This is a genomic window from Lacinutrix sp. (genome assembly GCF_029238095.1).
In the GTDB taxonomy this organism is placed as follows: Bacteria; Bacteroidota; Bacteroidia; order Flavobacteriales; family Flavobacteriaceae; genus Lacinutrix.
In genome coordinates, this window is sequence record NZ_JAQWGS010000005.1 from 1 (window position 1) to 21,310 (window position 21,310).

The window sequence follows — 21,310 nt, forward strand, 5'->3', positions numbered from 1 at the left end:
CGAATTTAGTATCGATGGAGGTGCTTGGCAGATCAACACACCAAACGATAGCATGTATACCTTTACCAATGTAGAAGCAGGACAACATAGCATAACAGTAAGAGACACTGTAGGCTGTGGTGAAACCACTACAAGCATTATGGTTATGGATTATCCATTATACTTTACACCAAATGGTGATGGTTACCACGATACATGGAACATTTATGGTATTGGTAACCAACCAGACGCGGTAATATATATATTTGATCGTTATGGCAAACTCTTAAAGCAATTAAGCCCAACAGGCGCAGGGTGGGATGGAACCTACAATGGTAACCCAATGCCAACAAGCGACTATTGGTTTACGGTAGAATACAGAGAACCAACTACTGATGAAAAGAAAACCATAAGAGCGCATTTTACACTAAAAAGATAAAACCAGAAAAGCTATATTAATAATAACAAAAAAACGCCTGAACTTTAGTCCAGGCGTTTTTTTAATATCATAATTAAGGTTGAACTAGGTTTGAATTTTAGAATTTTAATTTTTATTCAATTGAAAAAGAAAGTGTTAGTTTCATATAGAATTGTTTTAAATAAAAAAAAATCTTAAATTATTAATCTAATAATCTTTCAAAATAAAAAAAACTACTTTATTTTTTATGTTTTGCATGATAATGACTTTTAGTCTTTATGCGCAAACATTAAATCAAAATGCAATGTGGCCCAATGCTACATGGACGGTTACAGGAATTTATAATACAGATCCTCTTGCTTTTGAATCAGATCCAACTATTACAACAAATTTTGCTTTTGATGATGACGATGCAGGAAATGGTAATGACGATGAAATTGCTGCAGAATCTCCAATAATTAATCTTACTGCTGCTCATGCAGCTGGAGAAACTTGGATTACAATTTCTGGAAATTTTGTTTATAATTATAACAATGATGATATATTACAGTTTGAATATTGGGATGCCGATGCTAGTTCTTGGAATATATTTTATGGACCAATTAATGCAGATACTGCAGGAGCACCTACAAATGATTTTTGTTCAGGGACTACTGAAGCATACACTACAGATGTGCTTAACATAGCAGGATTTACAGCAACTCAATTATCAGGATTTAGATATAGAATTTATTTTGATGATTTAGTAGGTGGACCAGGTTTCGAATGGGGATTTTGTTTTGATTCTCCGACAATTACCTCTGCAACACCACCATCATGTCCGGATCCATTAATGTTAACTGCTTCAAACATTACAGACACAACAGCAGATTTAGCATGGACAGAAAGCGGATCTGCAACTGCATGGGATATTGAAGTCCTTACTACAGGAACGCCACCAACAGGAGTGCCAACAGCATCGGGTGTTACAAATCCATATATACTAACAGGTCTTATGGAAAATACAGAATATGACTATTATGTAAGAGCAAATTGCGGTGTTGATGGTACATCAGCTTTAATTGGACCTTTTATGTTTAGAACCGCTTGTGCTCCAATTGCAGCACCATACACTGAAAACTTTGAAACATTTACAACTGGTGCAGCAGCTTTTGTCTCTGAAAATTGCTGGACAGGAACCGGAGGTGCATATTACTGGGAATCTGCACCAGGAACAGATGCTGGTTCTGCAGGAACAGGACCAGATCCATCAATTACTACAGGAAACTATTTTTACACAGAGGCTTCAGGTGGAGTTTCTGGTAATACAACAGATTTAGTATCTCCATTAGTAGATTTAACAGCGCTTACTACTCCAGCATTAACTTTTAATTATCACATGTTTGGTGGTCAAATAGGTACTCTAGATGTTTTAGTAAATGGAACAACAAATATTTGGTCTCTAACTGGAGAACAACAGGCTTCTGCTACTACGCCTTGGGAATTAGCTATAGTGGATTTGGCTGCATATGCTGGATAAACAATTTCTGTTACATTTAGAGGAACAAGTGCAGGGACATTTGAAGGAGATATTTCTATTGATAATGTGTCTTTTACAGAATTACCTTCATGTTCACAACCAGGTGTTTTAACAGCAACCAATATTGATGGTTTCTCTGCTGATTTAGGATGGACGGAAAATGGCACAGCAACAGCATGGAATATTGAATTAGTAGATATTACAGGAGGTGGATCTGTAACTGGTACAGCTACATCTAGTGGTGTTTCAAATCCATTTAATCTAATAGGATTAGACACTACAACTAATTACGAGTATTATGTGCAAGCAGATTGTGGTATGGACGGGAGACTTCTGCATGGGTTGGACCATTTGCATTCACTACAACTGTGGCTTGCCCAGCACCTACTGCATTAACGGCAACAACGATACTTACAAATTCTGCCGATTTAGGATGGACAGCTGGCGGCTCAGAAACACTTTGGGATGTTGAAATCGTAGACATTACAGGTGGAGGAACTGCAACAGGAACAGCAACGGCTACTGGAGTGGCAAATCCATACAGTGCTTCTGGTCTAGCTGATAATAATAATTATGAGTTTTATGTAAGAGCCGATTGTGCTGCTAATGGAACCTCTACATGGGCTGGACCATTTGCCTTTACAACTGCTTGTATTGCAACAGTTGCACCATATACAGAAGATTTTGAAACATTTACAACTGCAGTAGCAGCATTTGACAATCAAAACTGTTGGACAGGTTCAGGTGGAGCATATTATTGGGAATCTGCACCAGGAACAGATGCTGGTTCTGCAGGAACAGGACCAGATCCATCAATTACAACAGGAAACTATTTTTATACAGAAGCTTCTGCTGGAGCAATTGGTAATACAACAGATTTACTATCTCCATTAGTAGATTTAACAGCGCTTACCGCTCCTGCTTTAACCTTTAACTACCATATGTTTGGTGGACAAATTGGAACACTAGATGTTTTCGTTAATGGTACAACTAACGTTTGGACATTATCTGGAGAGCAACAAGCATCAGCTACAACACCATGGGAATTGGCAGTTGTAGATTTAGCTGCTTATACAGAACAAACGATATCTGTTACATTCAGAGCAACGAGTGCAGGTACTTTTGAAGGCGATATTGCTATTGACAATGTATCGTTTACAGAATTGCCAGCTTGTCCATTACCAAATGCTTTAACTGCAACAACAATTACAGATACAACTGCAGATTTAGGTTGGACAGAAAATGGAACAGCAACTGCTTGGGATGTAGAGATTGTAGATGTAACTGCAGCTGGAGTACCTACAGGTACACCAACTAACGCTGGCGTTACAAACCCTTATACTGCAACTGGACTTACACAAAATAACGATTACGCATTTTACGTAAGAGCTGATTGTGGTGGAGGAACTTTTTCTGCTTGGGCTGGATCTTTCAACTTTACAACTTTAGAAACTTGTCCTGCACCTAGTGCCTTGACAGCTACAACTATTACTGAAACAACTGCTGATTTAGGCTGGACTGAGAATGGCGCAGCTACTGTATGGAATATCGAATTAGTAGATATAACTGCTGGTGGTGTTGTTACAGGAACAGCAACAGCTTCTGGTGTTGCGAATCCATATGCTGCTACTGGTTTAGTAGGTGACAATAGTTACGAATTTTACGTACAGGCAGATTGTGGTGTAGATGGAACTTCTGCTTGGGCAGGACCATTTGCATTCGCTACACCTTATGTAGCTGTACCTCCTACTTGTACTAATGGAATATTCAAAGATTCAGGTGGAGCAAGTGGAGATTATTCTATTAATAAAAACAGTTCGTATACTATTACTCCAGATTCTCCAGGAGATGCTGTAAGTGTTATTTTTACAGCTTTTAGTACAGAGAATAATGGTGCTGCTGCTTGTTATGATGGTTTAACAATCTACAATGGACCAGATGCCACATTTGGAACTATTGATCCTCCAGGAGGTGGAACAATTTGGTGTTGGGATAGAGATGATGCTCCAGCAGTGGGAACAGGGGATTTACAAGGTCAATCTATTTCATCTACAGATCCTTCAGGTGCTTTAACATTTGTATTTACTTCAGATGGTTCTGTTACCAGAGAAGGTTGGGAGGCTACGGTTACTTGTGGAACGTTATCTACTGTAGAAGTTGAAACTTCTGCATTGTTTACTTACTATCCAAACCGAGTTAATAATACATTAACATTAAATGCTCAAAAAGAGATTTCTAATGTTGCAGTATTTAATATGTTAGGTCAACAAGTTATTAGAACTGCACCAAATGCTGTATCTAATGTTGTTGATATGTCTAACTTACAATCTGGAGCTTACTTTGTACAAGTAACTATTGGACAAACTATAGAAACAGTAAGAGTTATTAAAGACTAATTAATAAGTCACTATATAATAAGTATAAAGCCTTTCTTTAATTTGAAAGGCTTTATTTTTTTAATATTTTATTATTAATACTTTGAGATTAATAAGAAAAAAAACAGGAGTTTCGTTCATAATAATTTAAAATAGTAATTATTAGTTTAACCTCTTTTAAAATTTTAAAAAAAAACACTATTTAAAAGATAAATACAAAAATAAACTATAGCATATAACCAATAATAGGCCTTTGTATCTGCTTATTTGCATTACTTTAGGTATTAAAATTAGAACTAAAAGAATAGCTGCAAAACCTAGCATCCAAAAAATGTCATTATTTAATATTTTTGCATCTGTTACTGGTATAGATTTAATAATAGAAGTTAAACCTAGCACAGAACCAATATTAAAAATATTTGATCCAATTAAATTGCCTAATGAAAGCGCTTTTTCTTGTTTTGCAGCAGCAATTATAGAAGCTGCTAATTCAGGAACACTGGTACCTATAGCTATAACAGTAACCGTTATAACTGCATCACTAACTCCCAGAGATTCTGCTAAACTTTTTGCGCCATCAACTAACCAGACAGAACCAAAATATAAGGCTACTGCACCAATAAGTAACCATATTAAAATTTTATAATTTGCCACTGTTGCTAAAACATCACTAACATCACTAGAATCGGAGTCTGATTTAGATGTTTTAATTAGAACAATTATGAATATCACTAAACAGCAAAATAATATCATTCCTTCTAAACTTGATAATATATTGTCGTTTACAAGAAAGTAGTAAAGTACAAAAGAAAAGAAAAGCATTGCAGGCCAATTAAGCTTGTAAAAAGATTTATCTACAGCTATAGGTCCAATCAAAGCAGTAACGCCCAGAACCAAGCCTATATTTGCAATATTAGAGCCTACAACATTGTTAATTGCAATTGCTGGAGCTTCGTTTAATGCAGCTTGTAAGCTTACTAATAATTCTGGAGCAGAGGTAGCGAAAGAAACAACAGTCATACCAATCACCATTTTTGATATATTTAGTTTAAAAGATAAAGCTATAGATGCTTTAACTAAAAAATCGCCTCCTACTACTAAAAGTACTAAACCTAAGATTACCCAAAGTATACTCATAAAATACTATTTATTATCTAACTAAAAACTTTTTTGTTTCAGTTTTGCCTTCTGAAGAAATTCTTGCATAATATAGACCAGTAGCTAAATCTAAATTAAAAGGCGAGTTATTTTTAAGTGTTTTTGATTGTAATTTTCGTCCATCTGACGAAAATATAACAACATTATATTCATTGTTTTTACCAGAAATAAAAAGCTGATCATTAATTGGATTAGGATAAATTTTTATGGTTTCAACCGAAAAATCTGAAACACTTAAACTGTTATCCCAAACCATACCTGCTTGATTTCCCCAAATATACTCAACTAATTCAGGCATATCAATAAAAGGATTTCTATTAAATTGCCATTCGTAAACAATATTGTTTCTATTCATTTCAAAGTCGTCTGGAGGATCGTTTCTGTGCCAATCTAAAAGTGTTACTAAATCTCCCATTTGTCCTTGTGTAGATGGAAAACCGTTTTCAATACTTAAACCATTATATCTTATCTGCATATATAAAACACTTCGTGCTACGTCTCCTTTAAAACTTCCAGCAGTTCCAGAAGGACCATTGTATTGTCCGTAATGCTGGTTGTTTCTTGAGCTGTTTTCAGGACCATCGGCAGCTCTTAGTGCGTGAGCATCGCTATTACCGTGTCTTAGAGAATCTGCTTTTGTTATCCAGAACACATCTTTTCCATCTCTAATTTCGTCTAAATCAATACTATTATAGCCAGCTAAAGAACGCGGAAAAGTATGCTCTCTATTCCATGTTCCGGCATTGTTTGAAGTTGTTTGAATGTCTAGCTTTGCACGACCTTGCTCTGTGTAAAGCAACCAAACTTCATTTGAGTTAGCTGGGTTTTGGTCTGCTTCCTCTAAAATATCAATTACATCTGCATAGGTTTGTGCTCTAACTATTGCAGGATTCGCAATAATATTTTGCAGCCCTTGTTCTAATGTGGTAGGAGTAGTGTTAGATAATCCGTTTATACTATCATAATATCCTGTTGGTTGTGTACTAGCAACAATGCCTGTTGTAGGATATAAAGGTGTGCCAAAAGGTGCCATTGTAAAATCGTTATCGACAACTCTAATTTCTAAATTGTTATTTAACCTTAAATATTCTGTAGGTAAAGTGGAAATTGAAATTTTTAAAACTTCATCACCTTCGTCTAAAATATCATCAATTAAAGTTATTGTAGTACTTACGGTGTTAAAACCACTTGGAATAATAACAGATGTATTGCCTGTATAATCTGAGGTATTAAATCCTTGATTGTTTAATGAGAAATTTATATTTAAATCTGAAGTTACATTCTGTTCACTTGTAAATGTAATGTCAAAAGCCATGCCTTCATCATATTGGGCTTGTGAGACAGTTGTTAAAATCCCATTTAAAATAATCCCACTCCCATCGTTTAATGCTCTTGGAGTAGGTATCGTTGCTAGATATGAAATGCTGTCTGGATTTCCTAAACCATCATCAAAACGTTGTATAGAGTCTGTATTATTATTTGGCCCTTCAATTACTTGACCAGATAAGCCTAAAAGTGCCCAAAGTGATTGAGCTTCAGCGCTTCCAGTTTCATAAGCTAAAGCATCTACTAAATTTGTAGTAGTTGCTAAAGTACCTTCTGGGAAATCTTCGGCAGTACCTGTAAATAGTGCAACTGCATCTGGTCCATTTTGGATAAGATTTGGGGCAATTAATAATTGTGGAGTAGGGACTACAGCATTACTTCCAATAAGAAGCAAACCATTAACATCTGTTGTATAACCACTTAAATCTATTGTTAAATAACTAGAGTCTGCACCATCAGTAGAACCATTAAAAAAAACTAATACATAGCCATCTAATGAAAAATTTGGTATGTTGGATAATAACTCAATAAACTCTTTATCATCTATACTAGGAGTGTCAGAATCTAATTCGTTAATAACTACAGTTTGCGAAAAGCAAACAGAAATAAAAAAGAATACTATTATTACTAATGTTGATTTAATTTTCATCTAATGTTTTTTTTTGCAAATATACGACTATAACTCAATCAAATTTTCATTGGACAATTAATTAATTTTAAAAATAAAAATAACGAAAACATGAAGTTTTATGTTTTTTTTAATCAAAGTCACCTTGTTTTTAATATTAAGTCATAAAAAGGCTCTACAAATGTTATTATTTAAAACTAATACTAGTATATATGTTACATATTAAAACACTTATTAAGTAATAAAATTTCATGTTATAATTAATAATGTTTCTTTAATTATAAAAGTAAAGTTAATTGTATTGATTCTTGTGTTTTTATTTGGTAGATAAATAGCAAAAAATATATATTGAGCGAACAATCATGAAATTGCTTGTTATTATTAACCTTTTAAAACTTAAATATTATGCTAACACTTGCCAAAATTATTATCGATGTTATACTATCGATATTTCTGTAATCACAAAATGTAAAACTTAGTCTAGAATAAGTTTTACTATTTTTAAAGAGTACAGCATTTGGCAAACATTAATTAAAAGTATAATTTTGAAGCATTTAAAGATAAAAGACTAATTTGTATGTATATATGTAGAACGTGAAAAAACAAGCATTTAAAATACTAGCAAAACTTAATAAGCTTATTTTACCAAGTTATACAAAGAAGAAGCTTGATTTAAGTAAAGCCACTAAGTTACAGATGGCTATTTTTGGTTGGAAAGTATACATAACTAAGAATGCACTAGATTAAAGACTTTAATTTTTCAAAATTTAGTTTGCCCATTATATAAAAAAAGATATATTTGCACCCACAAATTGGCCTCGTGGCGCAACTGAATAGCGCACTTGATTACGGCTCAAGAGGTTACTGGTTTGAATCCAGTCGAGGTCACAAAAAAACCACTTCAATAGAAGTGGTTTTTTTTATTTCTAATTTTTAAAGTTTTAAATAGTAATCTCTAAATAATTTCAGCATTAATTCCTGCTTCTAAAATTTTAGAACATCTTGGTTTTAAGTCTTCAAGAGCACCAGTTTTTACTGTACATTTACCTTTATAATGCACTAATATAGTGCATTGTTCGGCTTGTTCTGGAGTATGGTCGCAGGCTTTTATAAGTGTTTCTATAACGTGATCGAAGGTGTTAATCTCGTCGTTATAAACAACAATCTCGTTGTTTGGCTTTTCTAACGTGTCTACGTCTTGTTGCTCTTGTATTTTCTCTTTGGTACTCATTTACAGTATTTTGTACTAAAATATTAATTTTCGAAATGCAATGCAACCCAATTATTACGATTTAACTTATTTTTTAATTTTAAACCGTTTGTGTTACATTCTTTTTCAATAATTGGAATATCTTCTTTATAGAATCCGCTTAAAAAAAGAGCGCCATTTTTGTTAAGACATTTTGAGTATGTTTTAATATCGTTTAAAAGGATGTTTCTATTAATATTAGCTATAATGATATCGTATTTTTTATTTGTTAATATGGTAGCATCACCTTCGTAAACGGTTATATTTTTACAGTTATTGCGTTCAGTATTTTCTATACTGTTTAAATAGCACCAATTGTCTATATCTATTGCATCTATTGGGTTTGCACCTTTCATTTCGGCTAAAATGGCTAAAACGGCTGTACCGCAACCCATATCTAGTACAGATTTCCCTTTAAAATCGTTAGCCATTATATGTTGAATCATCATGTGTGTGGTTTCATGATGGCCTGTGCCAAAACTCATTTTTGGCTCGATAATAATATCGTATTTAGTGTTTGGTTTATTGTGAAAGGGTGCTCGGACAGAACAAAGCTTATCTACAATTATAGGATTGAAGTTTTTTTCCCATTCACTATTCCAGTTTACTTGTTCTATTTCATCGAATGTATAGGAGATTTCGAATTCATCGCTGGACAAAACATAGATGTCTTTTAAAATGTTGCCTTTCCATTCTTCTTTTTGAATGTAGGCTGTTACTCCAGTTTCGGTTTCTACAAAGCTTTCGAATCCTGCATAACCTAGTTCTGCAATTAGTATTTCGGTTGCTGGTTGTAATGGTTTTACAGTAAAGTAATAACCTATATAAATAGTATTTGACATCGTGATTGCCTTTGTTTTTAATAGATGTGTGCGTTAGCGATTGAACGGTTTGTTTGAGCTCCTCGAAGAGAGCGAGTAGTGAAAGCGCGACCTTTATCCTGAACTTAACTCAGGATAAAGGTAACGCCAAAATTACAGATTTAAAAAGCATTTATTATGGCGTAAAAATCTTCTGCATTTAAAGCTGCTCCACCAATTAATCCACCATCTACATCTGGTTTACTAAAGATTTCTTTTGCGTTATTGGGTTTTACACTTCCACCATAAAGTATGGTCATGTCGTTAGCTACTTGGCTTCCGTATTTGTTATTTAATGTTTTACGAATATACTTGTGCATGTCTTGTGCTTGCTCTGGACTTGCAGTTTCACCTGTGCCAATAGCCCAAACTGGCTCGTAGGCTAAAACTATATTTTTAAAAGCAGAAGCTTCTAAATGAAAAAGTGCATTTTTAATCTGGCTTTCTACTACTTTTTCTTCGTTTCCTGCTTTTCTATCTGCTAATTCTTCACCAAAACAAAAGATGACTCTTAGGTCGTTTTTTAATGCTGCATCTACTTTTTTAGCTAAAAGTTCATCTGTTTCGTTAAAATAGGCACGACGCTCGCTGTGTCCTAGAATGACAGTATTTACTCCTACGCTTTTTAGCATTGCTGCACTAATTTCGCCTGTGTATGCTCCATTGTCTGCAAAGTGCATGTTTTGTGCTATAACTTCTATATTTGAGGCTCTTGTCGCATTAAATGCTTGGTAAAGATTTACTGCTGTTGGCGCAATCATAACTTCTGCATTTGATGTTTTTGTTTGTTTTAGTAAATCTGTAATTAATGCTTCGGTTTGAGGTAAATCGTTATTCATTTTCCAATTTCCTGCGACTATGTTTTTTCTCATGATTTTAATTATGTGTCTTTTCTAAATTGAAAAGTAGTTTGTATAAATTTATATTTTTAATGCTGTCTCTAATTTGTTATCGTCTACTTTTATGGCTCTAAATACCATAATTTTACTTGTTTTATCTACTACCATGTATCGTGGTATCCAATCTAAATCTAAAAAAGTGGCAAAATCGCCTTTCCATCCAGATTTCATGTAATAATGTTCTCCTTTTACTTTATATTTTTCTATTCCTTTTTTCCATGCTTTATTACTTTTGTCTAAGGAAAGGAATAGAAAGACTGTATCTTTATTGTTTTGTTGTAGTTGCTTTAGTTTTGGCATGCTAAGAATGCAATCTTTACACCATGATGCCCAGATATCTATAACTATTTGCTTGCCTTTATAGGTTTCTAGTATTTGAGAAAATGTGATGCTATTTCCGTCTTGGTCTGTAAAGGAATCTGCTAAAGCTTCCTGAGAAAATTCTGTTGGTTCGTCTTGAGCTTTACATGATGAAACCCAAATGAACAATAATAAAAGTATAAAGGCTTTTCTCATAATATATTTTTATTCCAATGTTACTTTAGGATCTAACCACGCATAGATAATATCTACAAAAATATTAATTATTATAAAGAGTAAGGCAATAATTAACACCGAACCCATAATTACTGGCAAATCTAATGTGTTTAATGCGTTTACTATTTCTTTTCCTAGTCCGTTCCACCCAAAAATATATTCTACAAAAACAGCTCCTGCAAGCATTGAAGCAAACCACCCAGAAATAGCTGTAACTACTGGATTTAATGCATTTTTTATGGCGTGTTTTTTAATAATTTGAAATTCGCTAAGGCCTTTTGCTCTTGCTGTTCTAATGTAGTCTTGGTTAAAGACTTCTAGTAATGAATTTCGCATGAGTTGAATAACTACTGTCAATGGTCTAATTCCCAGAACTAGCGCTGGAAGAATTAAATTTTTCCATTTAATATTTACGTTTTTTCCAAAATCGTCTAGTTCATAAAGACTACCTGTCATTTCTAAATTGGTGTATTTATGCAGCACAAATCCAAAAAACCAAGCAAACAAAATAGCACTAAAAAAAGAAGGTATACTCATACCAATAGTGCTAAGTATTTGTATTGCTTTGTCTAAAAAAGTATCTTTTTTTAGTGCAGAAACTACGCCTAAACCAACACCCAAAAGTAAGGCAATACCTATGGCTGAAATTGCTAAAACAAATGTATTTGGTAGAGTTTCTGCCAAAACTGTACTTACTTTTTTACCTTGTTTGGTAAACGATTCTCTTAAATAGGGTAATTTCAATAAAGTTGATGTGTTACCAATTGTAAACAGCTTACTTGCAGTGTATTTATTTTCTGTTAAATAAGTGTAATCCTCTTTGGTATTAGAATGAAAAGAAATAGGAGAGAGGTCGTTTAAATAGTACAAGTATTGTTTACCAATAGATTTATCGAACCCGTATTTTTTTTTAACGATAGCTAATTGCTCGCTGTCTTCGTTTTGACCTAGCATCATTTGTGCAGGATCTCCTGGAAGAATATTAAATAAAAAAAATATAACTGTGACTACTCCAAATAATGTAAGTAGTGCATATAATGTTTTATTTAGGAAGTAGCTAAGCAGATTATTCTTCTTTTAAAGTTATTTTTACTAATCCTGTATACTTACTTGATGTTGCAGAATTAAGAATGTCTAATTCTGATCCTTCTTTTATAACATTTATACTTTCAATTGTCTTTGGGTCTAAAGCATCGGTTTCTGCTTTGCTTACTTCTTCATCATTAATAAAATAAGCATTATTTTCTATAATAACAGGTTTAGGCTTACGCTCAACAACTGGTATGTCTAAATCTTCAGCATCATTAAAATGCTCTTTTTGTATAACAGTTCCTTTTTCTAGTTTTAAGATGCCTGGATTAGAACGCACTACAGTTTTTAATGCTTTCTCGTCGCACAGATAGAAGTCGAAATTAAAACCATAAGTTTCTTTTGCATATTGCTTCGCTTCGCTTCCAGAAGCACTTAAACCAATAACTGTATATCCATTTTCTATCGCTTTATCTGTTACCTTTTTAATGTTTTTTAAACCGTCTTCGTTTGCTTTTTCTAAGCTGTAAGCTACAACCATAACAAGGTGGTCTTCTGCTAAAAATTGAGTAGTAAAGTCTTCGTCATCTGTTTCAATAGAAAAATCTTTTACAGGAGGATCGTAGCCTTCTTCAATAATTTTTGTTTCTACACCAACATATTCTCCATCTACAGTTGGGTAACCTCCATCGGTTACAAAATCCACATTTTCACCACCTACATTAAAAGTCCAAGTAAATTCTTGTATGGCTTTTGGTGCATCTTCTGGAACCACCATGCCATCAGCAATGTTTTTGCCAACTGCATAGGCTCTAAAATCCCAAGTAGGTAAATGCATTAATACATGGTAACCAAACCATAAACTACCTATAAAACCTAATAATGCTAAGATGGTAGTTGGGAATTTGCTAAAAATAGGCTTAATGTGTTTCATGCCAACTACTAAAACAAGTATTAGAATCAAGAGAATTAAATCTTTATTAAAACTCTCCCAAGGCTTTAATTTTAAGAAATCTCCAAAGCAGCCACAATCTTTAACAACTTCAAAATAAGCAGCATAAAAGGTCAGGAATGTAAAAAACACAATCATAGCTAATAACAACCAAACTGTAAACTTCTTTTTGTAACCAATTAATAAAAACACGCCCAGAACAACTTCTAAAACTACAACAAATACAGAGATTCCTAGTGCATAACCATCTAAAAAAGGTAGGTTTAAAACTTCTTCGCTAAAGTATTCTTGTAGCTTATAAGAGAAACCTAATGGATCGTTAAGTTTTATTAGTCCTGAAAAAATAAATAAACCTCCTACGAGTATTCTGCAAATGTGTACTAAGTATTTCATAATATTATTTAGAATTTGTATTCGATAAGTGTATCATAGCAAAGATGGCGTAATTTATCATGTCTTGATAATTAGCATCTATACCTTCGCTTACTATTGTTTTTCCGGCATTATCCTCAATTTGCTTAACTCTTAATAGTTTTTGTAAAATTAAATCTGTTAAAGAACTTACGCGCATATCTCGCCAAGCTTCACCATAATCATGGTTTTTGTCTAGCATTAATTGTTTTGTAATATTTACTTTTTTATCATACAAAACAGTAGCTTCTTTTGTTGTTAAATCTGGTTGCTCTACTACACCTTTTTCTAATTGAATAAGTGCCATAATACAATAATTTATAATACCTATAAATTCGCTTTTTTCACCTTCATCAACCTTTCTAACCTCATTTTGTTGTAGACTTCTAATACGTTGTGCTTTAATAAAAATTTGATCTGTAAGCGATGGTAAACGCAATATTCGCCAAGCACTTCCATAGTCACTCATTTTATTAATAAACAGGCTGCGGCATGTTTCTATAACAGCATCGTATTGTTTTGAAGTATTTTGCATCTTTTGATTCAATTTTCCGTAAATTTCGCATAAAATTATTTAAAATTCAAGGTTTCACGTTTATACTTTTTAAATGTGGTACAAACAATAAATTTAAAGGTATCTATGACTATTAACTGTAAAGGCAAACTTGTAGATTTATCAACACCAAAAGTAATGGGTGTTCTTAATGTTACTCCAGATTCTTTTTACGATGGTGGGTTTTATAAAGACGAATCAAAAATCATTAATCAAGTACAAAAAATGTTGGATGATGGTGCCACATTTATAGATGTTGGTGCTTATAGTTCTAAACCAAATGCAGATGAAGTGTCTCAAGAAGAAGAGCTCTTGCGTATACTTCCAACACTAAAATTACTAGTAAAGCAGTTTCCAAATAGTATTATTTCTGTAGATACGTTTAGAGCAGAAGTAGCAAAACAATGTGTTGATAATGGAGCAGCATTGATAAATGATATTTCTGCAGGACATTTAGATAATACTATGTTAGAAACCATTGCAAAGCTTCAAGTGCCATATATTATGATGCACATGCTAGGTACACCACAAACCATGCAAGAGCACGCTAACTATAACAATATTTTAAAAGAGGTACTTTTTTATTTCTCTGAAAGAATAGCCTCTGCAAGAGCTTTAGGAATAAAAGATCTAATTATTGATCCAGGATTTGGATTTGCAAAAACACTAGAACAAAATTTCGAATTATTAAACCAATTAGAAGGATTTAATATTGCAGATATGCCTTTGTTAGTTGGAGTTTCCAGAAAATCTATGATTTACAAAACATTAAACACTACTGCAGATAAAGCTTTAAATGGAACTACTGCATTAAACATGGTTGCTTTGCAGAAAGGAGCTAAAATTTTACGTGTTCACGATGTTAAAGAAGCTGTAGAATGTGTCACACTTTTTAATCAATTTAAATAAATGAAAAAATTATTAATAGCTTTTTGTCTTTTGGTTTTATGCGCTTGCGGAAAAGAAAAATCTGTATTATTACCAGAGATTCAAAATACTAAAATTACAGAAATAACAGACGTCTCTCCAGCCTATTTGTTTTACGATGAGACGAAACCAGACAGTTTAGAGTTAAATAAAAACAATTTGATAATTTCTACCAATTGGTTAGTAAATGTAGATAAACGTTTAACGCTAAAACAAGTAATACCATCTATTATTAAGTTGCAAGAGAAAAAAAGAAACTCAGACCATAAAAATAAAAACGTTCGTAATTATTTTACTTGTAATGCTACTAGTATTAAAAATTTAGGGTTTGTTGATTTTACAGATGTGGTATATGATTATGAAAGAGAAGATAAAGATGGAAAAATTGAACCAGAGAATACAATTTTCATTGTAGTTTTAAATCTTAATAAAATTATTGTCTATCCACTTGATAAAGATGATTTTGAAACCAATATTAATGATTTTGAAACTAATTTAAAAGAATCTCTTCCTGTTAACAATGAGAAAGTTAACGTTAAATTATCATTTAATGAAATACTCTCTTTTCAAGATTACATTACATTAAAATATAAATTATCTCAATTAAATTTAGAGAATACTACAATTAATAATCACGAATATATCATTAATTAATATATTTAGTCAATCTTAAATAAATATTTTTCAATTGGAAATTTTCAACAACATTTTAAACTTTGGTATTAAAGATTATATAGATGTTTTCTTAGTTGCTTTACTTTTATACTATGTTTATAGGTTAGTTAGAGGAACGGTTGCTATTAATATTTTTCTAGGTATTGTGTTTATTTACTTTATCTATTTAATAGTAGAAGCCTTACAAATGGTATTACTTACCAAAATCCTTGGTGGTTTTATAAGTGTTGGTTTTATTGCATTAATAGTAGTTTTTCAGCAAGAAGTTAGAAAATTCTTGTTAATGATTGGTTCTACAAACTTTGCAAGTAAACGTAGCTTTTTAAAGCATGTAAAGTTCTTGAAAATGGATGGTGTCTCTGCATCTTCTACAGATATAGATGTTATTATTGCCGCTTGTAATAAAATGTCTACAACCAAAACTGGTGCATTAATAGTATTAGAGCGCGAAAATAATCTAGATTTTTTGGTAACTACAGGAGACGAAATGAATATTAAAGTAACACAACCTATTATAGAAAGCATTTTCTTTAAAAACAGTCCGCTTCATGATGGTGCCATAATTATTGAGAATAACATAGTTAAAGCTACACGTGTTATACTTCCAGTTAATAACGAAAAAACTATTCCTCAACGTTTTGGGTTAAGACATAGGGCAGCAGTAGGAATTACAGAAAAAACAGATGCTATTGCCATAACTGTTAGTGAGGAAACAGGGCAGATTTCTTGTTTTAAAAACGGAACGTTTGTAGATTTTAAAGATTCAACAGAGTTAATAGAGATTATTAAAGAAGATTTAATTTAAATGGTTTGTAAAAATTGTAAACGTCTTTTGCCACAACAAATCAACTTCTGTAATGGCTGTGGAGCAAAAGTGATTAAGAACAGGTTAACGATGCGTAATCTTTTTGAAGATTTTGCGTATCGCTATTTAAACTACGATAATCAATTTCTAAGAACATTTTTACACTTATTTACAAAACCCGAAGAAGTCATTGGAAGTTATATAAATGGTACGCGTAAAAAGTATGTTAATGTAATTAGTTATTTTGCAATTGCGATTACATTAAGTGGTTTTCAAATCTATTTTCAAAATAAGTTTTATCCTGAATTAGTCGATATGAGCTCTTTTGCAAGGTCTGGAGATGAAAAAGCGATGGAAGGTTATATGAATTTCATGCAAGAATTTCAATCTATAGTCTTTATGTTAATTGTACCTTTTTATGCCTTATTATCGAAGCTTACTTTTTATAATATTAAAAAATATAATTTTACTGAGCACTTAGTATTAAACATGTATACTGCAGCTCATTTTTCTATTTTAAGTTCAATTATTATTGTTTCTTGTCTTGCTATTGGAGTGCAATTTAGTACAGCCTCAGTAGTAATGTTGGTATTACAAGTATTTTACACCGCTTATGTTTTTAAAAGAATTCTTAGTTTAAGCTTAAAAAGAATACTATGGAAAACAATCTTATTTATATTACTTTTAAGTTGTGTTTTCTTTGCTATAATTATTATGGGATTTTTATCTATGTTGCTTGTTAAAGGTTTAACTTAATAGTTTTGAATTTATTTAAAACTAAATATTAAGCAACATCTGCCTTTAAAAACTGTACTTCGTAAAGATTTCTATAATAGCCATTTTTCTTTTTAAGCAATTCGTTGTGTGTTCCTTGCTCAACAATTTCACCTGCATCCATAACAATAATTTTATCTGCTTGTTTAATGGTAGCTAATCTGTGAGCAATAACAATAGATGTTCTGCCTTTGGTTATTTTATCTGTAGCGTTTTGTATAAGTTGCTCTGAGTAAGAATCTACAGAAGAAGTAGCTTCATCTAAAATTAAAATACTAGGATTAGTAACATATGCTCTTAAAAACGAAATAAGTTGTCTTTGTCCTGAGCTTAACATGGCACCACGTTCCTTTACATTGTAATGATAACCATTAGGTAAACTAGAAATAAACTCATGAATCCCAATATCTTTTGCTGCTTGTATGACTTGATTTTCGGTAATATCTGGATGATTAAGCGTAATATTTGCCATTATGGTGTCTGCAAATAAAAATACATCTTGAAGCACAACAGCAATTTGACTTCTTAGTGACGCTAATGTAACTGTTTTAATATCTACATTATCAATAGAAATAATACCACTATTAATTTCATAAAACCTGTTTAATAAATTAATAATTGTAGATTTTCCTGCTCCAGTTGAGCCTACAATAGCAATTGTTTCTCCCGCTTTTACATCTAAAGAAATACCTTTTAAAACTTCTTCATTTTCTACATAGCTAAAGTGTACGTTTTTAAAAGCAATAGCACCTTTAAAGTGAGAAGCTTCAATAGTTCCTGTGTCATCTATTTGTGAAGTAGTATCAATCACTTTAAGCACACGTTTAGCAGCAACCATTCCCATTTGTAACGTGTTAAATTTATCTGCAATTTGTCTTAAGGGTCTAAATAACTGCGGAATCATCATAATGAACATAAATAAGTCTCCTTCGCTTGCTGTACCAGAAACTACGACCATTAAACCACCGAAATAGACAACTAATCCAGAGGTGATAGCTGAAAGAAAATCTGCAATTGGAAAGAAAATAGAGTTGTATAAAATAGTTTTTAACCAACCTTTTTTATGGCGTTCGTTTATAACTTTAAAATTTTTATACTCTGTATTTTCTCTTGTAAATAGTTGTAGAATCTTCATTCCTGTTACACGCTCTTGTACAAAGGAATTTAGGTTAGAAACTTCTGTTCTTACTTCCTCAAAAGCTTTTTTCATGTAGCGCTGAAAAATCTTAGTGGCATACATAACTATTGGCATGGTTACAAAAACTATTACACTTAATTTAAAGTTTGTGTAGATCATGAATACAGAAATAACAAGCATAACCATTAAGTCTCTCATAATCATAAAAAGTCCTTGGCCAAAAATATCTGCAATACGTTCCATGTCTGTTACAGCACGCGTTATTAATGTTCCTACCGAAGAATTATCATAATACTTCATTTTGAACTTTAACATATGGTTAAATAGAAGCACACGAACATCTTGTACAATATTTTGTCCTAACCAAGCTGCATAAAACTGAAAGAAAAACTGAAAGACAGTTTGGAGTAAAAGCAGAACAATCATTAATATTATTAAATACAAAAAACCTTCTTCTTGTAATGCTTTAATATTGTCGTCTATTGCTATTTGCAGTAATTTAGGTGTGGCAATACTTAAACCAGCAATAATTAAAACAGAAATGAGTACGCCATAAAAAACAGTTTTATACGGTTTTGTATATTCAAACAGGCGTTTAAATAAGGAGATGTCAAATATATTTTCTTTAGTCTTACTCAATTTTTAATTTTATAGAATCTGGATATTCAATTTTTGTTAAATATAATGCATGTGCAGGAACAGAAAATCCAGCTTCGCTTCGGTTTTTAGATTTAATAATATCGTGAAGCGTTTCTACCTCAATTTTACCAATACCAATATTAATTAATGTGCCTACAATAGCACGAACCATATTTCTTAAAAAGCGGTCTGCTTTTATTATAAAATGAAGTTCGTTTTCAACAAGGCTCCATTCAGCTTTCATTATATTACAATGATACGTTTTTACGTCTGTATTACTTTTAGAAAAGCATTGAAAATCTTTATAGTCTAATAAGATTTTGGTGGCTGCTTTTAGCTTGTCTATGTTTAATTTAGGCTTTAATAAAAAGGCTTGCTCCTTATTAAATGGGTTTTTTTCTAAAGCAATTCTATAAAGATATTGTCTACTAGTTGCATGAAAACGAGCATGAGAATTAGCTTTTACTTTAAAGATGCTTTTAATGGCAATGTCTTCAGGCAAAAAAGAATTAAGCTTATAAATTAACGTTTTGATATCAAATAGTGCTTCAGTATCAAAATGGGCAAATAATTGCGTGGCATGAACACCAGCATCTGTTCTTCCTGCTCCCATTGTAGCAATTGGTTCTTTTAATAAAGTAGAAAGGCCTTTTTCTAAAACTTCTTGTACAGAGATGGCGTTAGGTTGAATTTGCCAACCATGATATGCTTTTCCGTTATATGAGAGTTCTATAAAATATCGCAAAGAAACTTGTACTTTTGTTTTTTAAAGTGACAAAGATAATTGTTTTTGTTCCTAAAGAAATGCTAAATAATAAGAAAAAAGATACTGAAACAAGTTCAGCATAAATGAAAAAAATACTTCTACTCTCTGATACTCATAGCCACATTGATGATGCTATATTAAAACACATAAAACAAGCTGATGAGGTTTGGCACGCAGGAGATATAGGAGATTTAAAAGTGACAGATGCCATTTCTAAGCTAAAACCTTTGCGAGCTGTTTATGGTAATATAGATGGCGATAAAATACGTATGGAGTTTCCTGAGAATAATCGTTTTATGTGTGAAGGTGTAGATGTATGGATTACACATATTGGTGGTTACCCAAATAAATACAATGTTAGAGTGCGAGAGGAGATATATAAAAATCCGCCCAGAATTTTTATTTGTGGACATTCACACATTTTAAAAGTTATGCCAGATAAAAAACTAAATTTAATCCATATGAATCCTGGCGCAGTTGGCAAACATGGGTTTCATAAGGTGCGAACTATGCTTCGTTTTACAATAGATGGTAAAAAGATTGAAAATTTGGAGGTTATTGAGTTCTCTAAATGACATTAAATAGAAAAGCCGAAGTTGCAAAAACTTCGGTTTTTTTTATTAAGTATTAGACTATAATATTATCCAGATATTGTTCTTGTGCAATCTTCTGGATCTTCAGTACATTCAGAGCATCCAGTTTCTGAATCCGGAATGCAGCCAGTTGGACTATTAGCACAAGCTGTTGATGTACAAGAAACACCTGCATCAACCAATGTTCTCTTGTTTTGAGTGTTTAAAAGAGTTGTTGTTACCTTGTCTTCATGCCATAATCTTAAATAAGATATTCCATCTATTTTAATAAGTTTAGACTTGGTAAACTTTACGGGTTTTTTAGCTTGAGCACTAAAAACAGTTTCTAACCTGTTAATAATATTGCTTTTTTCTGCCTCAGATAAAGTTGGTTCTGAATTTTGAGCGTTTGTTTTTTCACTTTCACAGGATATTGATAATGTAAATACTAATAATAGCAAAACAATCAATCTCCTTTTCATAAATTCCATAATTTTAATAAATTTTATAATTAATAATACTATATCCTACACTTTTTTATTGTCTTATCCAAATATTTAGAAAGTTAATTCGCACAAAAAAACCCAAGATCTTCACCTTGGGCTCACGCACTAATACTACTAAGATGTTAGGTTTATCGCAATCTATCTACAGATTTTACGAGATCTTCATCCTTTTTAATTGCTTTATTAGCCAAAGCCAGCAAAACAATAGACAGAATTGGAAGAAAAATCCCAATACCTTTCTCAGAAACCAAAGCTTCTCCAGATATATTTAGAGATTGATAGGCAAAAAATCCTAGTAAAATAAAGTTTAATATGATGTTAAGTCGTCCCAATACAAATTGTAACTTCCTATTTTTATACATAAATACAGATAACAAAGATAAAGCCGCAGAACCTAAAAACAGTCCAAAATACGCAAGCTCATCGATAGCGAAGATTTTAATATCCTCGTTTGTTATCCACAAATGAAACACAAAAATCAATCCAGCAGATATTCCAGCGGATAGCAGTAAATATACAGATTGAATACGTTGTATCATTTATTTTTAATCGAATAATTTAAGCATCAAAAATATAACTTCTTTTGGAAATTTTAACTAAAAACTTAAAATAAAG

General features: G+C 32.2%; 23 protein-coding genes and 1 tRNA gene. 11 read left to right on the forward strand and 13 right to left on the reverse strand.

The genetic code is table 11. The features are described 5' to 3' along the window. The 4 genes from P8H50_RS01465 to P8H50_RS01480 all read left to right on the forward strand — a co-directional run. Positions 1-418, forward strand: a 418-nt coding sequence (locus P8H50_RS01465) for a T9SS type B sorting domain-containing protein (protein WP_300204855.1), incomplete at its 5' end; no start/stop codon positions are given. Positions 419-659: 241 nt separating this feature from the next. After that, positions 660-1,916, forward strand: a complete 1,257-nt coding sequence (locus P8H50_RS01470) for a fibronectin type III domain-containing protein (RefSeq protein ID WP_300204858.1) — start codon at positions 660-662, stop codon at positions 1,914-1,916. Between the two features lie 66 nt (positions 1,917-1,982). Then, positions 1,983-2,312, forward strand: a complete 330-nt coding sequence (locus tag P8H50_RS01475; protein ID WP_300204860.1) for a hypothetical protein — start codon at positions 1,983-1,985, stop codon at positions 2,310-2,312. Beyond that, the gene (locus tag P8H50_RS01480; protein ID WP_300204863.1) at positions 2,228-4,312 is read left to right on the forward strand and encodes a T9SS type A sorting domain-containing protein; all 2,085 of its coding nucleotides are present in this window, start codon (positions 2,228-2,230) and stop codon (positions 4,310-4,312) included. Before P8H50_RS01475 ends, P8H50_RS01480 begins: the two co-directional genes overlap by 85 nt. A 177-nt stretch (positions 4,313-4,489) precedes the next feature. On the opposite strand, the gene P8H50_RS01485 is transcribed toward P8H50_RS01480, so the two are convergent. Continuing rightward, the gene (locus P8H50_RS01485; protein WP_300204865.1) at positions 4,490-5,428 is read right to left on the reverse strand and encodes a calcium/sodium antiporter; all 939 of its coding nucleotides are present in this window, start codon (positions 5,426-5,428) and stop codon (positions 4,490-4,492) included. A gap of 13 nt (positions 5,429-5,441) precedes the next feature. Then, entirely contained in the window at positions 5,442-7,424 is a 1,983-nt protein-coding gene (locus P8H50_RS01490) for an endonuclease (protein ID WP_300204868.1), read from the reverse strand. 573 nt (positions 7,425-7,997) lie between these two features. Between P8H50_RS01490 and P8H50_RS01495 the strand changes: the two genes are divergently transcribed. Both P8H50_RS01495 and P8H50_RS01500 read left to right on the forward strand, forming a co-directional pair. Then, positions 7,998-8,150 (forward strand): SsrA-binding protein, encoded by a 153-nt coding sequence (locus tag P8H50_RS01495; RefSeq protein ID WP_300204871.1) that lies wholly within the window; start codon positions 7,998-8,000, stop codon positions 8,148-8,150. 67 nt (positions 8,151-8,217) lie between these two features. Next, a tRNA-Arg gene (locus P8H50_RS01500) sits at positions 8,218-8,291 on the forward strand. Between the two features lie 67 nt (positions 8,292-8,358). Here the strand turns inward: P8H50_RS01500 and P8H50_RS01505 are convergent. From P8H50_RS01505 to P8H50_RS01535, 7 genes are all read right to left on the reverse strand, one after another. Next, the gene (locus P8H50_RS01505; RefSeq protein ID WP_300204874.1) at positions 8,359-8,634 is read right to left on the reverse strand and encodes an ATP-dependent Clp protease adaptor ClpS; all 276 of its coding nucleotides are present in this window, start codon (positions 8,632-8,634) and stop codon (positions 8,359-8,361) included. Between the two features lie 23 nt (positions 8,635-8,657). After that, the gene (gene prmA / locus P8H50_RS01510) at positions 8,658-9,494 is read right to left on the reverse strand and encodes a 50S ribosomal protein L11 methyltransferase (RefSeq protein WP_300204876.1); all 837 of its coding nucleotides are present in this window, start codon (positions 9,492-9,494) and stop codon (positions 8,658-8,660) included. Between the two features lie 140 nt (positions 9,495-9,634). Next, complete coding sequence (tpiA, locus tag P8H50_RS01515) at positions 9,635-10,384, reverse strand: triose-phosphate isomerase (protein ID WP_300204878.1); 750 nt, start codon at positions 10,382-10,384, stop codon at positions 9,635-9,637. A gap of 48 nt (positions 10,385-10,432) precedes the next feature. Beyond that, entirely contained in the window at positions 10,433-10,927 is a 495-nt protein-coding gene (locus P8H50_RS01520) for a TlpA disulfide reductase family protein (protein WP_300204880.1), read from the reverse strand. A 9-nt stretch (positions 10,928-10,936) separates the two neighbouring features. Beyond that, complete coding sequence (locus P8H50_RS01525) at positions 10,937-12,013, reverse strand: ABC transporter permease (protein WP_300205004.1); 1,077 nt, start codon at positions 12,011-12,013, stop codon at positions 10,937-10,939. Between the two features lies 1 nt (position 12,014). Continuing rightward, entirely contained in the window at positions 12,015-13,322 is a 1,308-nt protein-coding gene (locus P8H50_RS01530) for a BT_3928 family protein (protein WP_300204882.1), read from the reverse strand. Between the two features lie 4 nt (positions 13,323-13,326). Further along, the gene (locus P8H50_RS01535) at positions 13,327-13,875 is read right to left on the reverse strand and encodes a DUF1599 domain-containing protein (RefSeq protein WP_300204884.1); all 549 of its coding nucleotides are present in this window, start codon (positions 13,873-13,875) and stop codon (positions 13,327-13,329) included. Positions 13,876-13,980: 105 nt separating this feature from the next. Here P8H50_RS01535 and folP point away from each other — a divergent pair, with 105 nt between their 5' ends. The 4 genes from folP to P8H50_RS01555 are packed head-to-tail and all read left to right on the forward strand — an operon-like array spanning position 13,981 to position 17,056. Continuing rightward, on the forward strand, positions 13,981-14,802 hold the full coding sequence (folP, locus tag P8H50_RS01540) for a dihydropteroate synthase (RefSeq protein WP_300204886.1): 822 nt from the start codon (positions 13,981-13,983) through the stop codon (positions 14,800-14,802). Then, positions 14,803-15,474 (forward strand): hypothetical protein, encoded by a 672-nt coding sequence (locus P8H50_RS01545; protein ID WP_300204889.1) that lies wholly within the window; start codon positions 14,803-14,805, stop codon positions 15,472-15,474. Positions 15,475-15,508: 34 nt separating this feature from the next. Beyond that, positions 15,509-16,300, forward strand: a complete 792-nt coding sequence (cdaA, locus tag P8H50_RS01550; protein WP_300204892.1) for a diadenylate cyclase CdaA — start codon at positions 15,509-15,511, stop codon at positions 16,298-16,300. A gap of 27 nt (positions 16,301-16,327) precedes the next feature. Next, on the forward strand, positions 16,328-17,056 hold the full coding sequence (locus tag P8H50_RS01555; protein ID WP_300204894.1) for a DUF3667 domain-containing protein: 729 nt from the start codon (positions 16,328-16,330) through the stop codon (positions 17,054-17,056). 28 nt (positions 17,057-17,084) lie between these two features. Here P8H50_RS01555 and P8H50_RS01560 read toward each other — a convergent pair whose 3' ends face one another. After that, on the reverse strand, positions 17,085-18,851 hold the full coding sequence (locus P8H50_RS01560; RefSeq protein ID WP_300204897.1) for an ABC transporter ATP-binding protein: 1,767 nt from the start codon (positions 18,849-18,851) through the stop codon (positions 17,085-17,087). Next, a complete protein-coding gene (gene truA / locus P8H50_RS01565; RefSeq protein ID WP_300204899.1) occupies positions 18,844-19,596 on the reverse strand; it encodes a tRNA pseudouridine(38-40) synthase TruA in 753 nt (250 codons plus the stop codon). The genes P8H50_RS01560 and truA overlap by 8 nt, the downstream gene beginning before the upstream one ends. A 104-nt stretch (positions 19,597-19,700) precedes the next feature. Between truA and P8H50_RS01570 the strand changes: the two genes are divergently transcribed. Then, positions 19,701-20,192, forward strand: a complete 492-nt coding sequence (locus tag P8H50_RS01570; RefSeq protein ID WP_300204902.1) for a metallophosphoesterase family protein — start codon at positions 19,701-19,703, stop codon at positions 20,190-20,192. Between the two features lie 65 nt (positions 20,193-20,257). Here the strand turns inward: P8H50_RS01570 and P8H50_RS01575 are convergent, their stop codons facing one another. Together P8H50_RS01575 and P8H50_RS01580 are read right to left on the reverse strand one after the other, a co-directional pair. Further along, entirely contained in the window at positions 20,258-20,671 is a 414-nt protein-coding gene (locus P8H50_RS01575) for a hypothetical protein (RefSeq protein ID WP_300204904.1), read from the reverse strand. Positions 20,672-20,823: 152 nt separating this feature from the next. Continuing rightward, a complete protein-coding gene (locus P8H50_RS01580) occupies positions 20,824-21,234 on the reverse strand; it encodes a DUF4293 domain-containing protein (RefSeq protein WP_300204906.1) in 411 nt (136 codons plus the stop codon). Positions 21,235-21,310: the final 76 nt, after the last annotated feature.